The sequence below is a fragment of the Kitasatospora sp. NPDC051853 genome (assembly GCF_044452665.1).
Taxonomy (GTDB): domain Bacteria; phylum Actinomycetota; class Actinomycetes; order Streptomycetales; family Streptomycetaceae; genus Kitasatospora.
The window spans coordinates 144329-162230 of record NZ_JBITBY010000003.1; the positions used below are offsets into that span (position 1 = coordinate 144329).

15 protein-coding genes are annotated in these 17902 nt (G+C 73.5%); 10 read left to right on the forward strand and 5 right to left on the reverse strand.

All coding sequences use genetic code 11. The annotated features are described in order from the left end of the window. Window positions 1-147 precede the first annotated feature (147 nt). The 3 genes from ACIA8O_RS09655 to ACIA8O_RS09665 form a co-directional block, all read right to left on the reverse strand. Window positions 148-1146, reverse strand: a complete 999-nt coding sequence (locus ACIA8O_RS09655; RefSeq protein WP_396293086.1) for a LuxR family transcriptional regulator — start codon at window positions 1144-1146, stop codon at window positions 148-150. 196 nt (window positions 1147-1342) lie between these two features. Beyond that, window positions 1343-2308 (reverse strand): LuxR C-terminal-related transcriptional regulator, encoded by a 966-nt coding sequence (locus ACIA8O_RS09660; RefSeq protein WP_396293087.1) that lies wholly within the window; start codon window positions 2306-2308, stop codon window positions 1343-1345. A 570-nt stretch (window positions 2309-2878) separates the two neighbouring features. Further along, window positions 2879-3985, reverse strand: a complete 1107-nt coding sequence (locus ACIA8O_RS09665) for a TDT family transporter (protein WP_396293088.1) — start codon at window positions 3983-3985, stop codon at window positions 2879-2881. Between the two features lie 70 nt (window positions 3986-4055). On the opposite strand from ACIA8O_RS09665, the gene ACIA8O_RS09670 reads away from it, so the two are divergent. The 8 genes from ACIA8O_RS09670 (at window position 4056) to pyrE (ending at window position 14193) form a co-directional block, all read left to right on the forward strand. Then, window positions 4056-4958 (forward strand): LysR family transcriptional regulator, encoded by a 903-nt coding sequence (locus tag ACIA8O_RS09670; protein ID WP_396293089.1) that lies wholly within the window; start codon window positions 4056-4058, stop codon window positions 4956-4958. A gap of 227 nt (window positions 4959-5185) precedes the next feature. Continuing rightward, entirely contained in the window at window positions 5186-7801 is a 2616-nt protein-coding gene (gene clpB, locus ACIA8O_RS09675) for an ATP-dependent chaperone ClpB (RefSeq protein WP_396293090.1), read from the forward strand. Window positions 7802-7962: 161 nt separating this feature from the next. Beyond that, window positions 7963-8511: a YbjN domain-containing protein gene (locus ACIA8O_RS09680; RefSeq protein WP_396293092.1), complete on the forward strand. Its 549-nt coding sequence runs from the start codon at window positions 7963-7965 to the stop codon at window positions 8509-8511. Window positions 8512-8640: 129 nt separating this feature from the next. Next, window positions 8641-9804: a pyridoxal phosphate-dependent aminotransferase gene (locus ACIA8O_RS09685; RefSeq protein WP_396293093.1), complete on the forward strand. Its 1164-nt coding sequence runs from the start codon at window positions 8641-8643 to the stop codon at window positions 9802-9804. Between the two features lie 324 nt (window positions 9805-10128). After that, the gene (locus tag ACIA8O_RS09690) at window positions 10129-10707 is read left to right on the forward strand and encodes a DUF2617 family protein (RefSeq protein WP_396293095.1); all 579 of its coding nucleotides are present in this window, start codon (window positions 10129-10131) and stop codon (window positions 10705-10707) included. A gap of 79 nt (window positions 10708-10786) precedes the next feature. Continuing rightward, a complete protein-coding gene (locus ACIA8O_RS09695; RefSeq protein ID WP_396293096.1) occupies window positions 10787-12406 on the forward strand; it encodes a spermidine synthase in 1620 nt (539 codons plus the stop codon). 325 nt (window positions 12407-12731) lie between these two features. Next, a complete protein-coding gene (locus ACIA8O_RS09700; RefSeq protein ID WP_396293097.1) occupies window positions 12732-13619 on the forward strand; it encodes an SRPBCC domain-containing protein in 888 nt (295 codons plus the stop codon). A gap of 37 nt (window positions 13620-13656) precedes the next feature. Further along, a complete protein-coding gene (gene pyrE / locus ACIA8O_RS09705) occupies window positions 13657-14193 on the forward strand; it encodes an orotate phosphoribosyltransferase (RefSeq protein WP_396293098.1) in 537 nt (178 codons plus the stop codon). An 87-nt stretch (window positions 14194-14280) separates the two neighbouring features. Here the strand turns inward: pyrE and ACIA8O_RS09710 are convergent, their stop codons facing one another. Further along, entirely contained in the window at window positions 14281-14997 is a 717-nt protein-coding gene (locus ACIA8O_RS09710) for a DedA family protein (protein WP_396293100.1), read from the reverse strand. A 321-nt stretch (window positions 14998-15318) separates the two neighbouring features. On the opposite strand from ACIA8O_RS09710, the gene fbaA reads away from it, so the two are divergent. Next, entirely contained in the window at window positions 15319-16341 is a 1023-nt protein-coding gene (gene fbaA / locus ACIA8O_RS09715) for a class II fructose-bisphosphate aldolase (protein WP_396293101.1), read from the forward strand. Window positions 16342-16402: 61 nt separating this feature from the next. Here fbaA and ACIA8O_RS09720 read toward each other — a convergent pair whose 3' ends face one another. Further along, window positions 16403-16822: a DUF3151 domain-containing protein gene (locus ACIA8O_RS09720; RefSeq protein WP_396293102.1), complete on the reverse strand. Its 420-nt coding sequence runs from the start codon at window positions 16820-16822 to the stop codon at window positions 16403-16405. Window positions 16823-17012: 190 nt separating this feature from the next. Here ACIA8O_RS09720 and ACIA8O_RS09725 point away from each other — a divergent pair, with 190 nt between their 5' ends. Then, a complete protein-coding gene (locus ACIA8O_RS09725; protein ID WP_396293103.1) occupies window positions 17013-17894 on the forward strand; it encodes a DUF3152 domain-containing protein in 882 nt (293 codons plus the stop codon). Window positions 17895-17902: the final 8 nt, after the last annotated feature.

Here is a 17902-nt window from a genome sequence, read left to right on the forward strand (position 1 = left end):
CGGGGGCGGGCCAAGTCGTCCCCGCCGGGCTGCGTGCGCCCGGTCGGCCTTGGCATGTACCACCCTCACAGGCGCCCGTACACCGGACAAGACCTGCGCGCATGCAGGTTCCCGCAAGTGCAGGAACAGGCAGCGGGGGTCACCCGGTCACCGTGCTCCGGAGCCTCCCCGCATCCGCCAGCCGAGCTGGAAGAGGGTCTCGGCCCCGTGCAGTTCGCGCAGCCGGGCGAGGTGGCCGGCCACCGTCCGCTCGCTCACGCCCAGGCGCAGCGCGATGGTGCGCTGGGTGAGCCCGGCCGCCAGCAGCCGGCCGACCTGCTCCTCCACCGCCCGCTCCGGCTCGGCCGCCTGGTCACCGGCCCAGCTGACCTGCTCGGCGCGCTGCCAGTCCCGCTCGAAGCCGCCGACCAGGAAGGACACCACCGCCGGGTCCTCGACGAAGGCGGCGCTGCTCTGGTCGGCGGCCGCCGGCACCACCGCCACGGACCGGTCGAACACCGTGACCCGCTTGAACGGCTCGCCCAACACCCTTACCGCGATGCCGAGTTCGGTGAGCGAGCGGGCGTACGCGACGGTGGCCGGATCGGCCCGCGCGGCCGGCTCGTAGAGCACCCGGGCGGTGCCGCCCCGGGCGACGAAGGCCCGGGCCCGCGCGGTGGAGTCGGCCAACTGCTGCGGCGCCAGCGGGGTGCCCGACTGGGCGGTCAGGATCTCCCGGGCACCGACCTCCAACTCCCGTGCCTGGTCGATCACCTGCTGGACGTCATGGACGTGCCGGATCACCCCGGACCGGACCGAACGGCGCGGCGCCGAGTCGAAGGCCGCGGTGAACTCCCGGAGCTCCTCACCCAGTTGCTCGGCCTCCAGCAGCTTCCTGGTACCCGCCGTCCGGAGCCCGGCGCTGATCCTGGCGCTCACCGCGCGCGGGTCCACCGCCGTCCAGCCCAGGCCGTCGTCACTGTCCACCAGCAGCCCGCCGGCCAGCAGCCGGCCCAGCGGCCCCTGGTCCGCCTCCCCGAAGGCGGCGTGCGGCACCCGGCCACCACGGGCCAGCACCTCCAGGTAGAGCTCGCGCTCGGCCTTGTCCGGCAGCTCCGGCACCTCGGACGGCACGGGCTCCGCCACCCGCTCCGGCAGTTCAGGCATCACGGTCTCCTCGCATCCGCCGGCCGGGCTGGAAGAAGGTCTGCGCCCCGCACCGCTCCCGCAACCGGGCGATGTGCCCGGCCACCGTCCGCTCGCAGCAGCATCCCGATCGCGTCGGCCCGCAGCCCGGCCGCGCGCACCCCGGCGGCGCCGTCCTCGTGCCCGTCCTCGACCATCCTCGGCGCACCCCTTCCCGCTACTCGGAGCGGTCCCGCATCCGCCAGCCGAGCTGGAAGAGGGTCTGTGCCCCGTACTGCTCGCGCAGCCGGGAGATGTGCCCGGCCACGGTGCGTTCGCTCAGGCCGAGGCGGGAGGCGACCGCCTTCTGGGTGAGGCCGGTGGCGAGCAGGCGGCCGACCCGGCGGGTGGCGGCCTGGGCGGGCGGGGCGGTGCCGAGGCCGCCCCAGTCGAAGGTCTCGGCGCGGGCCCAGTCGCGTTCGTAGACCGCGGCCAGGAAGGCGACCGCCGCCGGGTCGGTGATGAAGACCGCCCGGCTGTAGTCGTCCTCGGCGGGGACGACGGCGACCTTGTGGTCGATGATCAGCATCCGCTGGTAGGGCTCGTCCAGCAGCCGGACCTGGCCGCCCTCGGCGGCCACCGCGGTGGCGTACTCGACCGCGGTCGGCTCGTTGACCGTCATCGGCTGGTAGAGGGTGCGCAGCCGGGCGCCCCGGCGGAGCAGGGCGAGGTCCTGGAGGCGGGCGACGGCCAGGCCCTCGGGGTTGCGCGGGCCGGGCTGCGCGGTGAGCACCTCCTGGACGGCCTCGGAGACCAGTTCGGCGATCCGGTGGCGGATGCGGTCCTGGCCGACCACGACGGCCGGCTGGGCCGGTTCGGCGGTGCCGCGCGGGACGGCGTCGTAGGCGCGGGCGAGGCCGCCGAGGCTGTCGGGGAGCTGTTCGGCCTGGAGCAGCAGTCTGGTCGCGCCGGCCCGCAGTTCGCTGCTCATCCGCTCGCCGACCGAGCGGGGACTGACCGCGACGTAGGCCTTGTCGATGATGTTGGGGATCACCAGACCGGTGTGCAGCAGCTGGTCGAGCGCCGCCTGCTCGGTCTCGGGCACGTCGGTGAACGGGACCCGTCCACCGGCCGTCAGGATGTTCAGGTAGAGCCCGCGGGCCGCCTCGTCCGGGAACTCGGCCCCGGCCGTCTCCGCAGCCATCCCGGTACCTCCTCGCCGATCGCCGCAGACCGTCCCGGCCATGATCTCAGCGGCTTGGACCGACCTGTGTTCGGGGGGCAGATGAAGGAGCGACGTTGGGGTGCGTGGCTCGGCGGCGCCGACGAGGAAGTCCATGCGGAGCATCGGCGACCGAGGAGAAGCCGGCGAGGTACGCACCCCAACGCCGCGACGCTGCCCCCCGAACGCAGGTCGGTCTTGGGCCGACGTGTCCCCCGGGATGCCACGTCCCGGGGAACCCGTCGATCTCGCGCCAGGGTCCGGCGACCCCGGCGAGGCGGAGCAGCAACGCCTCGCCGACACCGGCCCGGAGCCATCACCACACATGGCGTACCGGCCGGGGCCCCACCTCGTCTCACCGGCGCGCGGACGCACCGGTGTCCCCCGTGGTGGGACGATTCGCCTCTCCCGGGCTGCGGTTGCCCGGACGACCTTGGCGTGTTCCCAACCTTCACAGCAGGGGGGGCTACGAACAAGGGGCGCCCGGCTGCAGGTTCCCGCAAGTGCAGGAACCTGCAGCCGGGCCCGGCCCCGGGGTCCTCCGACGGTCCGTCAGGTGGACTGGACCGGTCCGAGCAGCCGGCCGTCCCGCAGGCCCGCCACGGTCCGCGCCGAGGCCACCGCCCAGGCCACCACGAGCAGCAGGTAGAGCGCCGCCGCGAGGCCGGTGAAGCCGTCGAACCCGGTGTGCCGGGCCAGTCCCGCGGCCCCGGTGACCAGGGTGCCGACCGGGAAGGTGAAGGCCCACCAGGTCATCGCGAAGGGCATCTCGGCCCGCAGCGCCCGCAGGTTGGCGGCCAGCGCCACGGCCAGCCAGAGCATCGCGAAGCCGATCATCGAGACCCCGTAGAGCACCGCGAAGCCGGTCGCGAAGGGGGCCACCCCTGGGGCCACGCCCTTGGCCGCGTCGGCCAGCTGGTTCACCGCGGTGGTGGACTGGCCGAGCGGGCCGAGCACCAGGAAGAGCGAGGGGGTCAGCACCAGCGAGGGCAGCTTGCTGTGCACCAGCCCGGCGAAGACCACCGGCAGCAGCACCAGGGTGGCCAGCAGGCTGGCCCCGAACAGCGCGTAGCAGCCGTACAGCATGGCCGGCCGCAGCCCCTCCGGCAGGTGCGGCACCAGCACCGGGCCGAGCGCGGCGGAGACCATCGGTGCCACCACCGGCAGCAGCCAGGTGGGATTGGCCTCCAGCGGGGCCAGCCGGTGCCGGGTGATCATCAGGTACGGGATGCCGAAGGCCACCACCACCGCGTACACGGTGCCCACCGACCAGAGCACCAGGTCGGCGGTGAGCGCGGCCTGACTGCCGATCAGACGGGAGCCGAGCACCTCGGTGCCGTAGCCGACCGCCAGCAGGGCCATCGGCGGGCAGCCGTAGAAGACCGCGGTGGCCGGGTTGTCCAGCAGCTGCTCGCGGGCCGCCTCGCGGTGCTTGGTGAAGTGCACCAGCCGCCCGGCCACCAGCACCACCAGGGCCGCCGCGGAGAGCGCCCAGACCACCTCGCCGAAGCCGATCAGGCCCGGCAGGGCGACCGGCAGCGCGGCCGCCCCGTTGGCCACGATGGCCGTGCCCATCACGGCGGCGTACCAGTTGGGGCCGAGCCGGGAGAGGTCGAGGCCGTAGCCGGCGAGGGTGCGGGGTGCGGTGATGGTGGCCATGACTCCACGGTGCGCCCGGGGCGCCCCGGCCGGTAGCGCGGCCGGACCGATGGCGGCATAGCCTGGCCTTATGGCCCTCTCCCCGCACGTCCCCGAACTCGGCGCCCTGGAACTCCTGCTCGCGGTGGCGCGACTCGGCAGCGTCGGACGGGCCGCCGCCGAACTGGGGGTCAGTCAGCCCGCCGCCAGCGCCCGGATCAAGGGCATGGAGCAGCAGATCGGCGTCCCGCTGCTGGACCGCTCCCCGCGCGGCTCGCAGCCCACCGAGGCCGGCCGGCTGGTGGTCGAGTGGGCCCGCAACGTGGTCGAGGCCGCCGAGGCCCTGGACGCCGGTATCGACGCCCTGCGCGGCCGCCGCGACACCCGGCTCACCGTGGTCGCCAGCCTCACCGTCGCCGAGTACCTGATGCCCGGCTGGCTGCTCGCCCTCCACCGGATCAGCCCCGACACCTCCGTCACCCTGCGCACCGCCAACTCCGCCGACGTCGCCGCCCACGTGCTGGCCGGCGACGCCGACCTCGGCTTCGTCGAGGGCCCCACCACCCCGGCCGGCCTGCACGGCGCGGTGGTCGCCGCCGACCGGCTGGTGGTCGTGGTCGCCCCCTCCCACCCCTGGGCCCGCCGCCGCAGCCCACTCGGCGGCGCCGAACTGGCCGCCACCCCGCTGGTCCTGCGCGAACCCGGCTCGGGCACCCGCGAAGTGCTGGAACAGGCCCTCGCCCCGTACGGCGGCACCACCACACCACGGCTGGAACTGGCCTCCTCCACCGCCCTCAAGGCCGCCGCGATGACCGGCGCCGGGCCGGTCTGCCTCAGCGAACTCGCCGTCACCGAGGAGCTCGCCACCGGCCGCCTGGTCGCCGTCCCCGTCGACGGCGTCGACCTCCACCGCCCCCTCCGCGCCGTCTGGCCCGCCGGCCACCGCCCGGCCGGGCCGGCCCGGGAGCTGCTGGGCCTCACCCGCAAGAGGTAGTGGCTACGCGTTGGGGGCGCGAGGAACTGCGCGAGTGCGGAAGGCGGACCAGCGTGAGATCGGGGCAGGCCAGCCAGTTGCATGTGGTGCCGTTCCCCTGCGCGCAGTTCCTCGCGCCCCCAGGTCGCTGCCCTCCGGACGCCAGCCGTTTGCTGGACCCATAAAGGTTGAGCGCGCTAGACTCAACTTGTCGTACACCACCCGAGTCAAAGAGGAGCACGCCCGTAGTGGACGCCAGCAGGTTCACCAGCAAGACCCAGGACGCCCTGTCCGCCGCGATCCGCCAGGCCAGCGCCGCAGGTAACCCGGACGTCAAGCCGGTGCACATCCTGCTCGCGCTGCTGGAGCAGCCGGAGGGCATCGCCCGCCCCCTGCTCGAAGCGGTCGGCACGGACGTCGCCGCCGTCACCGCCGCCGCCAAGCGGCAGGCCACCGCCCTCCCGAGCGCCCAGGGCTCCACCGTCTCCGCCCCGCAGCTGGCCCGCGACACCCTCGCGGTGCTGGCCGAGGCGGGCAAGCGCGCCGAGGACCTGGACGACCAGTACCTCTCCACCGAGCACCTGCTGGTCGGCCTGGCCGCCGAGGGCGGCCCGGTGGCCGAGCTGCTCAAGGAGCACGGCGCGACGCCGAAGGCGCTGCTGGCCGCGTTCAAGGACGTCCGCGGCTCCGCCCGGGTCACCTCCGCCGACCCGGAGGGCACCTACAAGGCGCTGGAGAAGTACGGCACCGACCTCACCCAGGCGGCCCGGGACGGCAAGCTCGACCCGGTGATCGGCCGGGACCAGGAGATCCGCCGGGTGATCCAGGTGCTCTCCCGCCGGACCAAGAACAACCCGGTGCTGATCGGTGACCCGGGCGTCGGCAAGACCGCCGTGGTCGAGGGCCTGGCCCAGCGGATCGTGGCGGGCGACGTGCCGGAGTCGCTGCGCGGCAAGCGGCTGGTCTCGCTCGACCTGGGCGCGATGGTGGCCGGGGCCAAGTACCGCGGCGAGTTCGAGGAGCGGTTGAAGGCCGTCCTGAACGACATCAAGGCCAGCGACGGACAGGTCGTCACCTTCATCGACGAGCTGCACACCATGGTCGGCGCGGGCGCCGGCGGCGACTCCGCGATGGACGCGGGGAACATGCTCAAGCCGATGCTGGCCCGCGGCGAGCTGCGGATGGTCGGCGCGACCACGCTGGACGAGTACCGCGAGCGGATCGAGAAGGACCCGGCGCTGGAGCGCCGCTTCCAGCAGGTGCTGGTCGGCGAGCCGAGCGTCGATGACACCATCGCCATCCTGCGCGGCCTGAAGGGCCGGTACGAGGCGCACCACAAGGTGCAGATCGCCGACTCCGCCCTGGTCGCCGCCGCCACCCTCTCCAACCGGTACATCACCGCCCGGTTCCTGCCGGACAAGGCCATCGACCTGGTGGACGAGGCCGCCTCCCGGCTCCGGATGGAGATCGACTCCTCCCCGGTCGAGATCGACCAGCTCCAGCGCTCCGTCGACCGGCTGCGGATGGAGGAGCTGGCGCTGGAGAAGGAGTCCGACCCGGCCTCGGTGGACCGGCTGGAGCGGCTGCGCCGCGACCTGGCCGACAAGCAGGAGCAGCTGAGCGCGCTCAACGCCCGGTGGGAGCAGGAGAAGAAGTCGCTCAACCGGGTCGGCGAGCTCAAGGAGCGCCTCGACGACCTGCACGGCGCGCTCGAACGCGCCCAGCGGGACGGCGACTTCGAGCGCGCCTCCAAGCTGATGTACGCCGAGGTCCCGGCCGCCGAGCGCGAGCTGGCCGAGGCCCAGCAGCACGCCAGGGACGAGGACACCTCCGACTCGATGGTCAAGGAGGAGGTCGGCCCGGACGACGTGGCCGACGTGGTGGCCTCCTGGACGGGCATCCCGGCCGGCCGGCTGCTGGAGGGCGAGAGCGCCAAGCTCCTGCGCATGGAGGAGGAGCTCGGCCGGCGCCTGATCGGCCAGACCGAGGCCGTGGCGGCCGTCTCGGACGCCGTCCGGCGCACCCGCTCGGGCATCGCCGACCCGGACCGCCCGACCGGTTCCTTCCTGTTCCTCGGCCCGACCGGCGTCGGCAAGACCGAGCTCGCCAAGGCGCTGGCCGACTTCCTGTTCGACGACGAGCGGGCCATGGTCCGGATCGACATGAGCGAGTACGGCGAGAAGCACTCGGTCTCCCGCCTGGTCGGCGCCCCGCCCGGGTACGTCGGCTACGAGGAGGGCGGCCAGCTCACCGAGGCGGTCCGCCGCCGCCCGTACAGCGTGGTGCTGCTGGACGAGGTGGAGAAGGCCCACCCCGAGGTCTTCGACGTGCTGCTCCAGGTGCTCGACGACGGCCGGCTGACGGACGGTCAGGGCCGGACGGTGGACTTCCGCAACGCCATCCTGATCCTCACCTCCAACCTGGGCAGCCAGTACCTGGTCGACCCGGCCACCCCGGAGGACCGGAAGAAGCAGTTGGTGCTGGACACCGTCCGCTCCGCCTTCAAGCCCGAGTTCCTCAACCGGCTCGACGACATCGTGGTCTTCGACCCGCTGGGCACCGCCGAGCTCAGCCGGATCGTCGACCTCCAGGTCGCCGCGCTCGGCGCCCGGCTGCGCGACCGCCGGCTCACCCTGGAGGTCACCCCGGCCGCCCGCGACTGGCTGGCGATCACCGGCTACGACCCGGCCTACGGGGCCCGGCCGCTGCGCCGCCTGGTGCAGTCCGCGATCGGCGACCAGCTGGCCCGGGCGATCCTCTCCGGCCAGGTGCACGACGGCGACACCGTGGTGGTCGAGCAGGACGAGGCCGGCGACCGCCTGACCGTCCGCGCGGAGTCCCCCGGCACCGGGCTGCGGAAGTGATCCGGAGCGGCTCCGGAGCGCGTTCGCCCAGGGAGTAGTGCAAGTCGCGGCCCGGGCCGGGTAGGCCCTGTGTCCCGGGCCGCGAATGAGGCAGGATGGGTCCCGGAAGGGCGGCCCCTCACAGTTCGCCACCTCCTCGTGCACTGAGAAAAGGACCCCCGATGAGCATCGACCCGTCGTCCATCCCCTCCTTCGGCGCCCCGCAGGGCGGCGGCCAGCCGGCCCCGCAGGGCCCGCCGCCGGTCGTCGTGCCGGACCAGGCCCTGGTCGGCCAGCTGCTCGACCAGATGCAGCTCAAGCACGTGGTCGACGAGGAGGGTGACCTCACCGCTCCCTGGGAGGGCTTCCGGGTCTACTACATGTTCCGCGGCGAGCAGAAGGAGCTCTTCGCGGTCCGTGCCTTCTACGACCGCGCCTACCCGCTCGAGGACAAGGGCGAGATCCTCGACCTCATCGACGAGTGGAACCGCGAGACCCTCTGGCCCAAGGTCTACACCCACACCCACGAGGACGGCGTGGTCCGCCTGATCGGCGAGTCCCAGATGATCGTCGGCACCGGCGTCAACCTGGAGTACTTCGTCACCACCACCGCCAACTGGACCCAGGCCGCGGTCGGCTTCGAGCAGTGGATCGTCGAGCGCCTCGGCCTCCAGAAGGACATCGAGGAGGGCGAGGGCGGCGACGCCGCCGCCCCCTCCGACGAGAGCTGATCCAGCCACTCCGGAAGGCCCGTCTCCCCCGGGAGGCGGGCCTTTGCCGTGCCCGCAGGGCGTCCCCTTGCCCCGCCCCACCGCCCCCGCGAGGATGTGCCTGATTTCCACGAGCCGTGAGGAGCACCGATGGGTACGAGGCCGCTGCTGAACCGCAGCCTGGCGGGCATGGGAACGACGATCTTCGCGGAGATGTCCGCCCTCGCCGTCTCCACCGGTTCGATCAACCTCGGCCAGGGCTTCCCGGACACCGACGGCCCGGCCGAGATCGCCCGCGCCGCGGCCGACGCGGTGCTGACCGGCCGGGGCAACCAGTACCCGCCCGGCCCCGGCATCCCCGAGCTGCGCCACGCGATCGCCGAGCACCAGCAGCGGCTCTACGGCCTCTCCTACGACCCCGACCGCGAGGTGCTGGTCACGGCCGGCGCCACCGAGGCGATCGCCGCCTCGCTGCTCGCCCTGCTGGAGCCGGGCGACGAGGTGATCGCGATGGAGCCGTTCTACGACTCGTACGCCGCCTGCATCGCGATGGCCGGCGCCACCCGGGTGCCGCTCACCCTCCGCGCCCCGGACTTCCGCCCCGACCTGGACGAGCTCCGCGCCAAGGTCACCCCGCGCACCCGGCTGCTGCTGATCAACACCCCGCACAACCCGACCGGCACCGTCCTGACCGCCGAGGAGCTCCGCTCGATCGCCGAACTGGCCGTCGAGCGCGACCTGTTGGTGGTCACCGACGAGGTGTACGAGCACCTGGTGTACGGCCCCTCCGCCCACCACCCGATCGCCGCCCTGCCCGGCATGCGGGAGCGCACCGTCTCGATCTCCTCGGCCGGCAAGACCTTCTCCTTCACCGGTTGGAAGGTCGGCTGGGTGACCGGCTCCCCCGAGCTCGTCGCGGCCGTCCGGACCGCCAAGCAGTACCTGACCTTCGTCAGCGCGGGCCCGTTCCAGTACGCGGTGGCCGACGCGCTCCGCCTCCCGGACACCTACTTCGACGGCTTCCGGGCTGATCTCCTGCGCAAGCGCGACCTGCTCGCCGACGGCCTGGCGGCGGCCGGCTTCGAGGTCTACCGCCCGCAGGGCACCTACTTCATCACCACCGACATCACCCCGCTCGGCGAGACCGACGGACTGGAGTTCTGCCGGAAGCTGCCGGAGCGCTGCGGCGTGGTGGCGATCCCGAACGTGGTGTTCTACGACGACACCGAGGCCGGCCGGAGCCAGGTCAGGTGGGCCTTCTGCAAGAAGGACGAGGTGTTGGAGGAGGCCGTCGCCCGGCTCCGCAGGCTCTGACGGTCCCTCAGTGTGCGCCCCGGCGCACGACAGTGGTGAACGGCGCGCGCTCCGGTGAAAGGGGCGCGCGCCGTTCAGAGTCGTGCACCGGGTTGATCACACCAGGGCAGAGGGTGTAGCCAGAACGGTGAATGCCGGGCAAAGCTGGGTAAATCCCTGACGGACCCGGAGAATTCGTGCTTCTCTGCTGCTGAATCTCCAGCCGGAATCCTTCCTTCCACGGTCGGCCGCGCCACGGACCGCACAGCTTCGAACACCCCCGACGCCAACGCCGGGCCGGAGGCTGACGGCGGGCGCGCACGGAGCTGAAACGCGGAGCCCAGCATGCTCACCACACTGCAGACCTCCTACACGGACACCCGAGCCGGTGACCTGGCCTGGTGCCTGGGCGGCAGTCCGCTGCCCGCGCTCGCCGTGCGGGACCTGAGACTCGACCGCATCGGCAGCACACCGCCCGGTCGGCTCGCCGGCGGCACGCTGCAACTCAGGCTGCTCGGGGCCTCCCACCAGGTGATCCTGGCGGCCGGGCCGGGTGAGTGCCTGGAGACGGTGGCCTGTCTGCCGGGCCGTCAGACCCCGCTCCCCGCCCGGGTGGCCAAGCAGGTCGGTGGCTGGGAGTACGAGTTCGCGGCCCGGATCGAGGAGCTCTCCCCGCACGTCTTCGCGGCCCGGGCGCAGGAGCTGCTCGCCCTGGTGCAGGGCCACCCGTACGCGCTGGCCGGGGTCTTCCCGGGGGACCCGAGCGCCTTCACCGCCCTGGTCGCGCACGGGGACGACCAGCGGGTGCTCTGGCGGACCTGGCACGCCTACCCGCAGGAGGGCCGGCTGGTCTGCACCCGGTCCTCGTTGACGGTCTTCGGAAGCACGTCCGAACCGGACCGCCCCGCAGGTAACCCATGGTGATGAAACGTCAATTCTCTGCACCGTCAAGTCCGTCGAATGGGTGCAGCGGTCGGCCGCCCACCTCGCCTAGCGTTTGTTCGTGATCAACCATCCACCGGGCCCGCCCCTCCGTCCGCGCCCCGCACCCGACGACCCGGCCGGTCTGGCCGTGCTCGGGGCGAGCGCGGTCCGGGCCCGGGACACCGCCCACCCGGCCCCGCTGCGCGGCCGGGCCCGGGCGGCCCGGCTGCTGGTGCTGCTGGCGGCCTTCGTCTGCGCCGCCTGCGGCCTGGTGTACGAGCTGGAGCTGGTCGCCCTCGGCGGACAACTGCTCGGCGACGCCACCACCCAGACCTCGGTGGTGCTCTCCGTGATGGTCTTCGCGATGGGCGTCGGCTCGCTGCTCGCCAAACGGCTCACCCGCCGCCCCGCCGCCTCCTTCGCCCTGGTCGAGTGCGCGCTGGCCCTCACCGGCGGCACCTCCGTGCTGCTCCTCTACTGGGCCTGGGCCCGGCTGGACCAGCACGGGGCGACACTGGCCGGGGTGGTCGCCGCCACCTTCCTGATCGGCGTGCTGATCGGCGCCGAGATCCCGCTGCTGATGACCCTGATCCAGCGCATCCGCCGGGAGGACGCCGGCCGGGCCGCCGCCGACCTGTTCGCCGCCGACTACGTCGGCGCCCTGGTCGGCGGGCTGGCCTTCCCCTTCCTGCTGCTCCCCCAGCTCGGCCAGAGCACCGGCGCCCTGCTCACCGGCGCGGTCAACGCCGTCGCCGGGGCGGCCGTGGTGCTCCGGCTGTTCCGTGACGAGGTGTCACCCCGCGCCCGGGTCCTGCTCTGGACCGGCTGCGGCCTGGTGCTGCTCGCCCTCGCCGTCGCCGCCGCCTGCACCGACGCCATCGAACGCGCCGCCCGCCAGGCCCTCTACGGTGCCCAGGTCCGCCTCGCCCTGCACAGCCGCCTCCAGGAGATCGTCCTCACCGGCGACGCCGACCCCACCGCCCGGGTCCCCCCGCAGCGCGCCCCGCTGGAGCTCTACCTCGACGGGCGCCTCGCCGTCTGCGGCCCCGACGAGTACCGCGAGCACGAGGCCCTCGCCCACCCCGCCCTCGGCGGCGGCCCCGCCGGACGGGTCCTGCTGCTCGGCGGCGGCGACGGCCTCGCCCTGCGCGAGGTGCTCCGGCACCCGGCCGTCCGGGCCGTGGTGGTCGTCGAACCCGACCCCGCCCTGGCCGACCTCGCCCGCCGCGACCCCGCCCTCGCCGCCCTCGGCGAGCACTCCCTCGCCGACCCCCGGGTCCGGCTGGTGACCGGCGACCCGCTGCGGTGGCTGCGCGAGGCCGACGGCTCGTACGACGTGGTGCTCAGCGAACTGCGCGGGCGGCCGTACGACACCCAGGAGTTCTACGGGCTGGCCGCCCGCCTGCTCGGGCCCGGCGGGCGGCTGGCCGTCCGCGCCGAGGAGCTCTGGCCGGCCGAGGCCACCCTCCGCGCGGCCGGACTGCGCACCGCCCCCTACTCCGCCGCCGACGGCCCGCGGCACTGCCCGCGCGGCCCCGGCTCCCCCGCCGCCTTCGTCCTCGCCGCCCGCACCCCGCCCGTCCTCACCCTCACCGCCCCCACCCGCTCCCTCACCCCCGACCACCTCCGCACCACCGCCGCCGCCCTCGCCACCACCCGCCCCGACCCCCTCCCGGCACCACGCACCCTGCTGGGCTGAAGTGGTTGCACCGGGGGCGCGAGGAACTGCGCGAGTACGGAAGGCGGACCGGCGCCAGGTCGGGGCAGGCGAGCCGGTTGCACGTGTTGCCGTTCCCCTGCGGACGCTGCTCGGCTGGGCCGGGGGGCGCCCCGCAGGGGCGCGGGGAACTGCGCGCGGGGGAACGGCAGCACCGGCAACCGGCTGACGGCGATTCAGTTGCCGACGAGCCGCCTCCCGATCCGCGCAGTTCCCCGCGCCCCTGGAGGCATCACGTCGTCCCTCGCCGAAGGTGCCGGGCACGGCCTCTGCTCGGTGGCCACCCCGGGTGGGTAGGCTCGGCAGCATGGAGCATGAGGTTGTCGTCCAGCTGCCCGCCGCCGCCGTCCAGGAGGCCCTGCGGGACCAGGAGCTGGTGTCCCGCTGCGTCCCCGGACTGACCACCGACGAGGAGCCCGGCGGCCCGGCGCGGCTGCGCCTGCGCATCGGCGGCTCGACCATCACCTACCGCGGCGAGCTCTCGCTGATCGAGGGCCGCGAGGGCGTGCTGACCGTGCTGGCGGAGGGCCAGGAGGCGCGCGGCAGCGGCGAGGTGACCGCCACCGTCCGCCTCTCCGTGCAGGCCGGCGCCGACGACGAGAAGTCCTGCACCCTCCGCTTCACCGGCGACCTGTCCGCGACCGGCCGCCTCACCGAGTTCGACGCCGCCACCCTCGGCACCACCGGCCGCCGTCTGCTGGACCGTTTCGCGGCCGAGCTCACGGCCGAGCTGAGCGGGGCGGAGCCCCCGGAGGCGACCGTGGTCTACCTGGAGGACCACGCGGCCGGCTTCGGCACCGACCTGGACGACGACCTCTCCGACCTGATCGCCTTCTCCGACGACCTCCCGGCGGACGACGTCCTCCCCGAGCCGGCCGCGGCCGACCGGCCGGAGCGGCACCCCGAGCCCGAGCCCTCCCTCGACTACCTGACCGACCCGGCCGCCGCGTCCGGCGGCCCGGTCCGCCGCAGCATCGTCGGCCGTTCGGCCGAGGAGGTGGACCACGCCCCGCCGCGCGGCCGCTACGCCCCGGCGCTGCCGGCCCGCAGCGCGCGGGCCCGGGCGGCCAGCCGCTGGGGCGGCCCGGAGGTGGTGGCCCCGAACGACCGGAGCCCGCTGCCCTGGGTGATCGGCGGCGGCGCGGTGCTGCTCGGCGGCGCGGTGGTCCTGGTCCGCGCCCTCCGCAAGCGCTGACCAGCGCCTGGGCACCGCGCCCGTAGACTGACTGCCCATGAGCAACGACCGCGACGCCCTGCTGGCGCAGATCAAGGACAAGGCCGTCGTGCACGGCAAGGTCACCCTCTCCTCCGGCAAGGAGGCCGACTACTACGTCGACCTCCGCCGGATCACCCTGGACGCCGAGGCCGCCCCGCTGGTCGGCTCGGTCATGCTGGACGCCTCCGCGCACCTGGAGTACGACGCCGTCGGCGGCCTGACCCTGGGTGCCGACCCGGTGGCCGCCGCGATGCTGCACGCCGCCGCCGCGCGCGGGCAGAAGCTGGACGCCTTCGTGGTCCGCAAGGCGGGCAAGGCGCACGGCCTGCAGCGCCGGATCGAGGGCCCGGACGTGAAGGGCCGCCGGGTGCTGGCGGTCGAGGACACCTCCACCACCGGTGGCTCGGTGCTGACCGCCGTCGAGGCGCTCCGCGAGGCGGGCGCCGAGGTGGTCGGCGTCGCGGTGATCGTCGAGCGCGGCGCGGCCCCGGCCATCGCCGAGGCGGGCCTGGAGTACGTCACGGCCTACACCCTGGACGACCTCGGCCTCTGAGGTCCCCGACCGGACCGCCGTACGACAGTGGCCCGCCGCTCCACGTGTTTCACGTGAAACGGCGGGCCACTGCCGTGTGACGGAGCGTCAGCCCTTGCGGTGCCGGCCGCTGCCGGCCGCCTCGGCCGGGGCCTGCTCGGCCACGTCGGCCGCCTTCTTCTTCTTGCGCTCGCGCCAGACCTCGACGAAGACCGGGGAGAGCGAGACCAGGATGATCAGCAGCATCGCCGGGATCAGGTACTTGTCGATCACGGGCGCCAGCTGGTCACCGGTGAAGTAGCCGATCAGCAGCATGGACTCGGTCCACAGCAGGCCGCCGATCACGTTCCAGACGAAGAAGGTCTTGGCGGGCATCTCCAGCACGCCGGCGACCGGGTTGAGGAAGGTCCGCACGATCGGGATGAAGCGGGCCAGCACCACGGCCTTGGCCGGGCCGAACTTGTCGAAGTACTCCTCGGCCTTCACCACGAACTCGCGGCGGAAGATCTTCGAGTCCGGCTTGTCGAACATCTTGGGCCCGACCTTGACCCCGAACAGGTGCCCCAGCTGGGCCCCGGCGATGGCGCAGAGCGGGGCGCCGATCAGCAGGGCCGCGATCGACATCTGCGCCCCCTCCCCGAGCACCTTCTCGGCGGCGCTGGAGGCGGCCACGCCGGCCAGGATGAGCAGCGAGTCGCCCGGGAAGAAGAACCCGACCAGCAGGCCGGTCTCGGCGAAGATGATCGCCAGGATGCCGATCACACCGACCGATGCGACGAGCGATTTGGCGTCGAGCAGATTGACGGCGAGCTGGTTGTAGTCCACGGGCGCAGGATAGCGCCCTGGCCTTGCGGGAGGCTTAAGGTCCCTACCGCCCCAGGGCCCTCCGACTCCTCTCCCGACACCTTCCGTCCCAACCAGCGGGCCACTGGGTGTTCCCGGGGGCCGAGTCTGGGAAGATGGCACAGGTGTCCGGCCCGCGGTCGCACCCACCCTCAGTGCACACCGCGGCGGACTCCGCCGAACCGGGGTACCGGAGCCGCACCGCAGAGCCGCGACGGCAGCCGGCACCGCGCGTCGTACCGAAGGCGTACCGAGCGTCGGACAGGTCGTCCGTACGCCGAGCACCGACAGGAGCGAATTCGCATGCCCATCGCAACTCCCGAGGTCTACAACGAGATGCTCGACCGGGCCAAGGCGGGCAAGTTCGCCTACCCGGCCATCAACGTCACCTCGTCGCAGACCCTGCACGCCGCCCTGCGCGGCTTCGCCGAGGCCGAGAGCGACGGCATCATCCAGATCTCGACCGGTGGCGCGGAGTTCCTCGGCGGCCAGCACAACAAGGACATGGTCACCGGCGCGGTCGCGCTGGCCGAGTTCGCCCACATCGTGGCGGCCAAGTACGACATCACCGTCGCGCTGCACACCGACCACTGCCCCAAGGACAAGCTGGACACCTACGTCCGCCCGCTGATCGCGGTCTCCGCGGAGCGCGTGGCCCAGGGCCGCAACCCGCTGTTCCAGTCGCACATGTGGGACGGCTCCGCCGAGACCCTGGCCGACAACCTGGCCATCGGCCAGGAGCTGCTGGCCGCGGCCGCCGCCGCCAAGATCATCCTCGAGGTCGAGATCACCCCGACCGGTGGCGAGGAGGACGGTGTCTCGCACGAGATCAACGACGAGCTCTACACCACGGTGAACGACGCCGTCCGCACCGCCGAGGCCCTCGGCCTGGGCGAGAAGGGCCGCTACCTGCTGGCCGCCTCGTTCGGCAACGTGCACGGCGTCTACAAGCCGGGCAACGTCGTGCTGAAGCCGGAGCTGCTCCGCGACCTGCAGGACGAGATCGGCAAGCAGTACGGCAAGCAGGACCCGTTCGACTTCGTCTTCCACGGCGGCTCGGGCTCCACCGCCGAGGAGATCGCCACCGCGCTGGAGAACGGCGTCGTGAAGATGAACCTCGACACCGACACCCAGTACGCCTTCACCCGCCCGGTGGTGGCGCACATGTTCAGCAACTACGACGGCGTGCTGAAGGTCGACGGCGAGGTCGGCAAGAAGAACACCTACGACCCGCGCACCTGGGGCAAGCTGGCCGAGGCCGGCATGGCCGCCCGCGTGCTGGAGGCCGCGCAGCAGCTGCGCTCGGCCGGCAAGCGCATCAAGTAAGCAGCCAAGCGAAGGAGCCCCGGCCCACCACGGGCCGGGGCTCCTTCGCGTTCCGCGACGACTACTGCTTCAGCTCGGCGTAGGCCTCGGCGCTGCTGTCCTTGAGGAACTGCCAGCAGCGCTCGGCCTCCTCGGTCTCCTTGATCGCCTCGGCGGCCCGGGCCAGCGCCGCCAGGCAGCGCAGGAAGCCCCGGTTGCCCCGGTGCTCCCACGGCACCGGGCCGTGGCCCTTCCAGCCCGCCCGCCGCAGCGAGTCCAGCCCGCGGTGGTAGCCGGTCCGGGCGTAGGCGTAGGACTCGACCACCCGGCCGGCGTCGTACGCGTCGTCGGCCAGCATCGCCCAGGCCAGCGAGAAGGTCGGGAACGCCGCCGCCACCTGGGTCGGCGAGGCCGACTCCTCACCCAGCATCCGGTAGGGCTGCTCGTCCTCGGTCAGCCTGGTCGGTTCGGGGCCCCCGAGGAGGTTCTGGTGAATACTCATGCGTGCCAGTCTGCCCGTTCGGCGGTGCGGCTGTCGCCTCCCTCCCGGCTTCCCCACCTCCCTCCCGGCTTCCCCACGGACTCCGCCCGACTCCCGTCCGCACTCCGGTCGCGGGGAACCGCCCCCGAGCCGGGTATCGTCCTGAACGACAGTGCGACGAGTCCTGCCAGGCGACCAGAGAGCATCCGCAGTGCGATCCAACCCCAGGAGCACCCCGGCCCCCCGTGGACGGCGGGCGGCTGCCCCCGCGCCGAGCCGACGGCGGGCCGCCGCCGCACGGCGCCGGCAGCAGGCGGCCCGGCGCCGGCTGGTGCTGCTGGTGGGGCTGACCGGGGCGCTGGCCGTGCTCGGGGTCACCGCGTTCAACCTGTACGGCTCCGACGGCGAGCCCTCCGCCCCCGCCACCACCCAGGCCCGGGCCGTCCCGGCGGCCGAGGCCCCCGCCCCGGCCCAGCCGCCCGTCCCCGCGCCCTCGCCGACGCCGGCCGCCACCCCGACCGCGGTGGTCGAGAAGGGCAAGGGCACCTTCAGCACGGTGCGGGCCAACGGCCCCGTCGTCGGCAAGGGCGCCACCCTGCGCAAGTACAAGGTGGAGGTCGAAGACGGCATCGGCATCGACGCCGCCACCGCCACCGACCAGGTGCAGAAGATCCTCGCCGACAAGCGCGGCTGGACCGCCGACGGCAAGCACTCCTTCCAGCTGGTGGCCTCCGGCCCGGCCGACTTCTCGGTGAAGATCGCCTCCCCCGGCACGGTGGACGCGGTCTGCGCCAAGGCCGGCCTGAACACCGGCGGCGAGGTGAACTGCAACGTCGGCGAGGCCGTGATGGTCAACACCAAGCGCTGGACCGTCGGCTCCCCGCAGTTCAGCGGCCCGATCGAGGAGTACCGGGCCCTGATCGTCAACCACGAGGTCGGCCACTTCATCGGCCGCGGCCACGAGGGCTGCTCCGGCGCGGGGAAGCCCGCGCCGGCGATGATGCAGCAGATCTACGGCCTGGAGGGCTGCGTCTCCAACGCCTGGCCGTACGGGGCCGACGGCAAGTACATCTCCGGCCCGCCCCGCAAGTAGGCCTGACG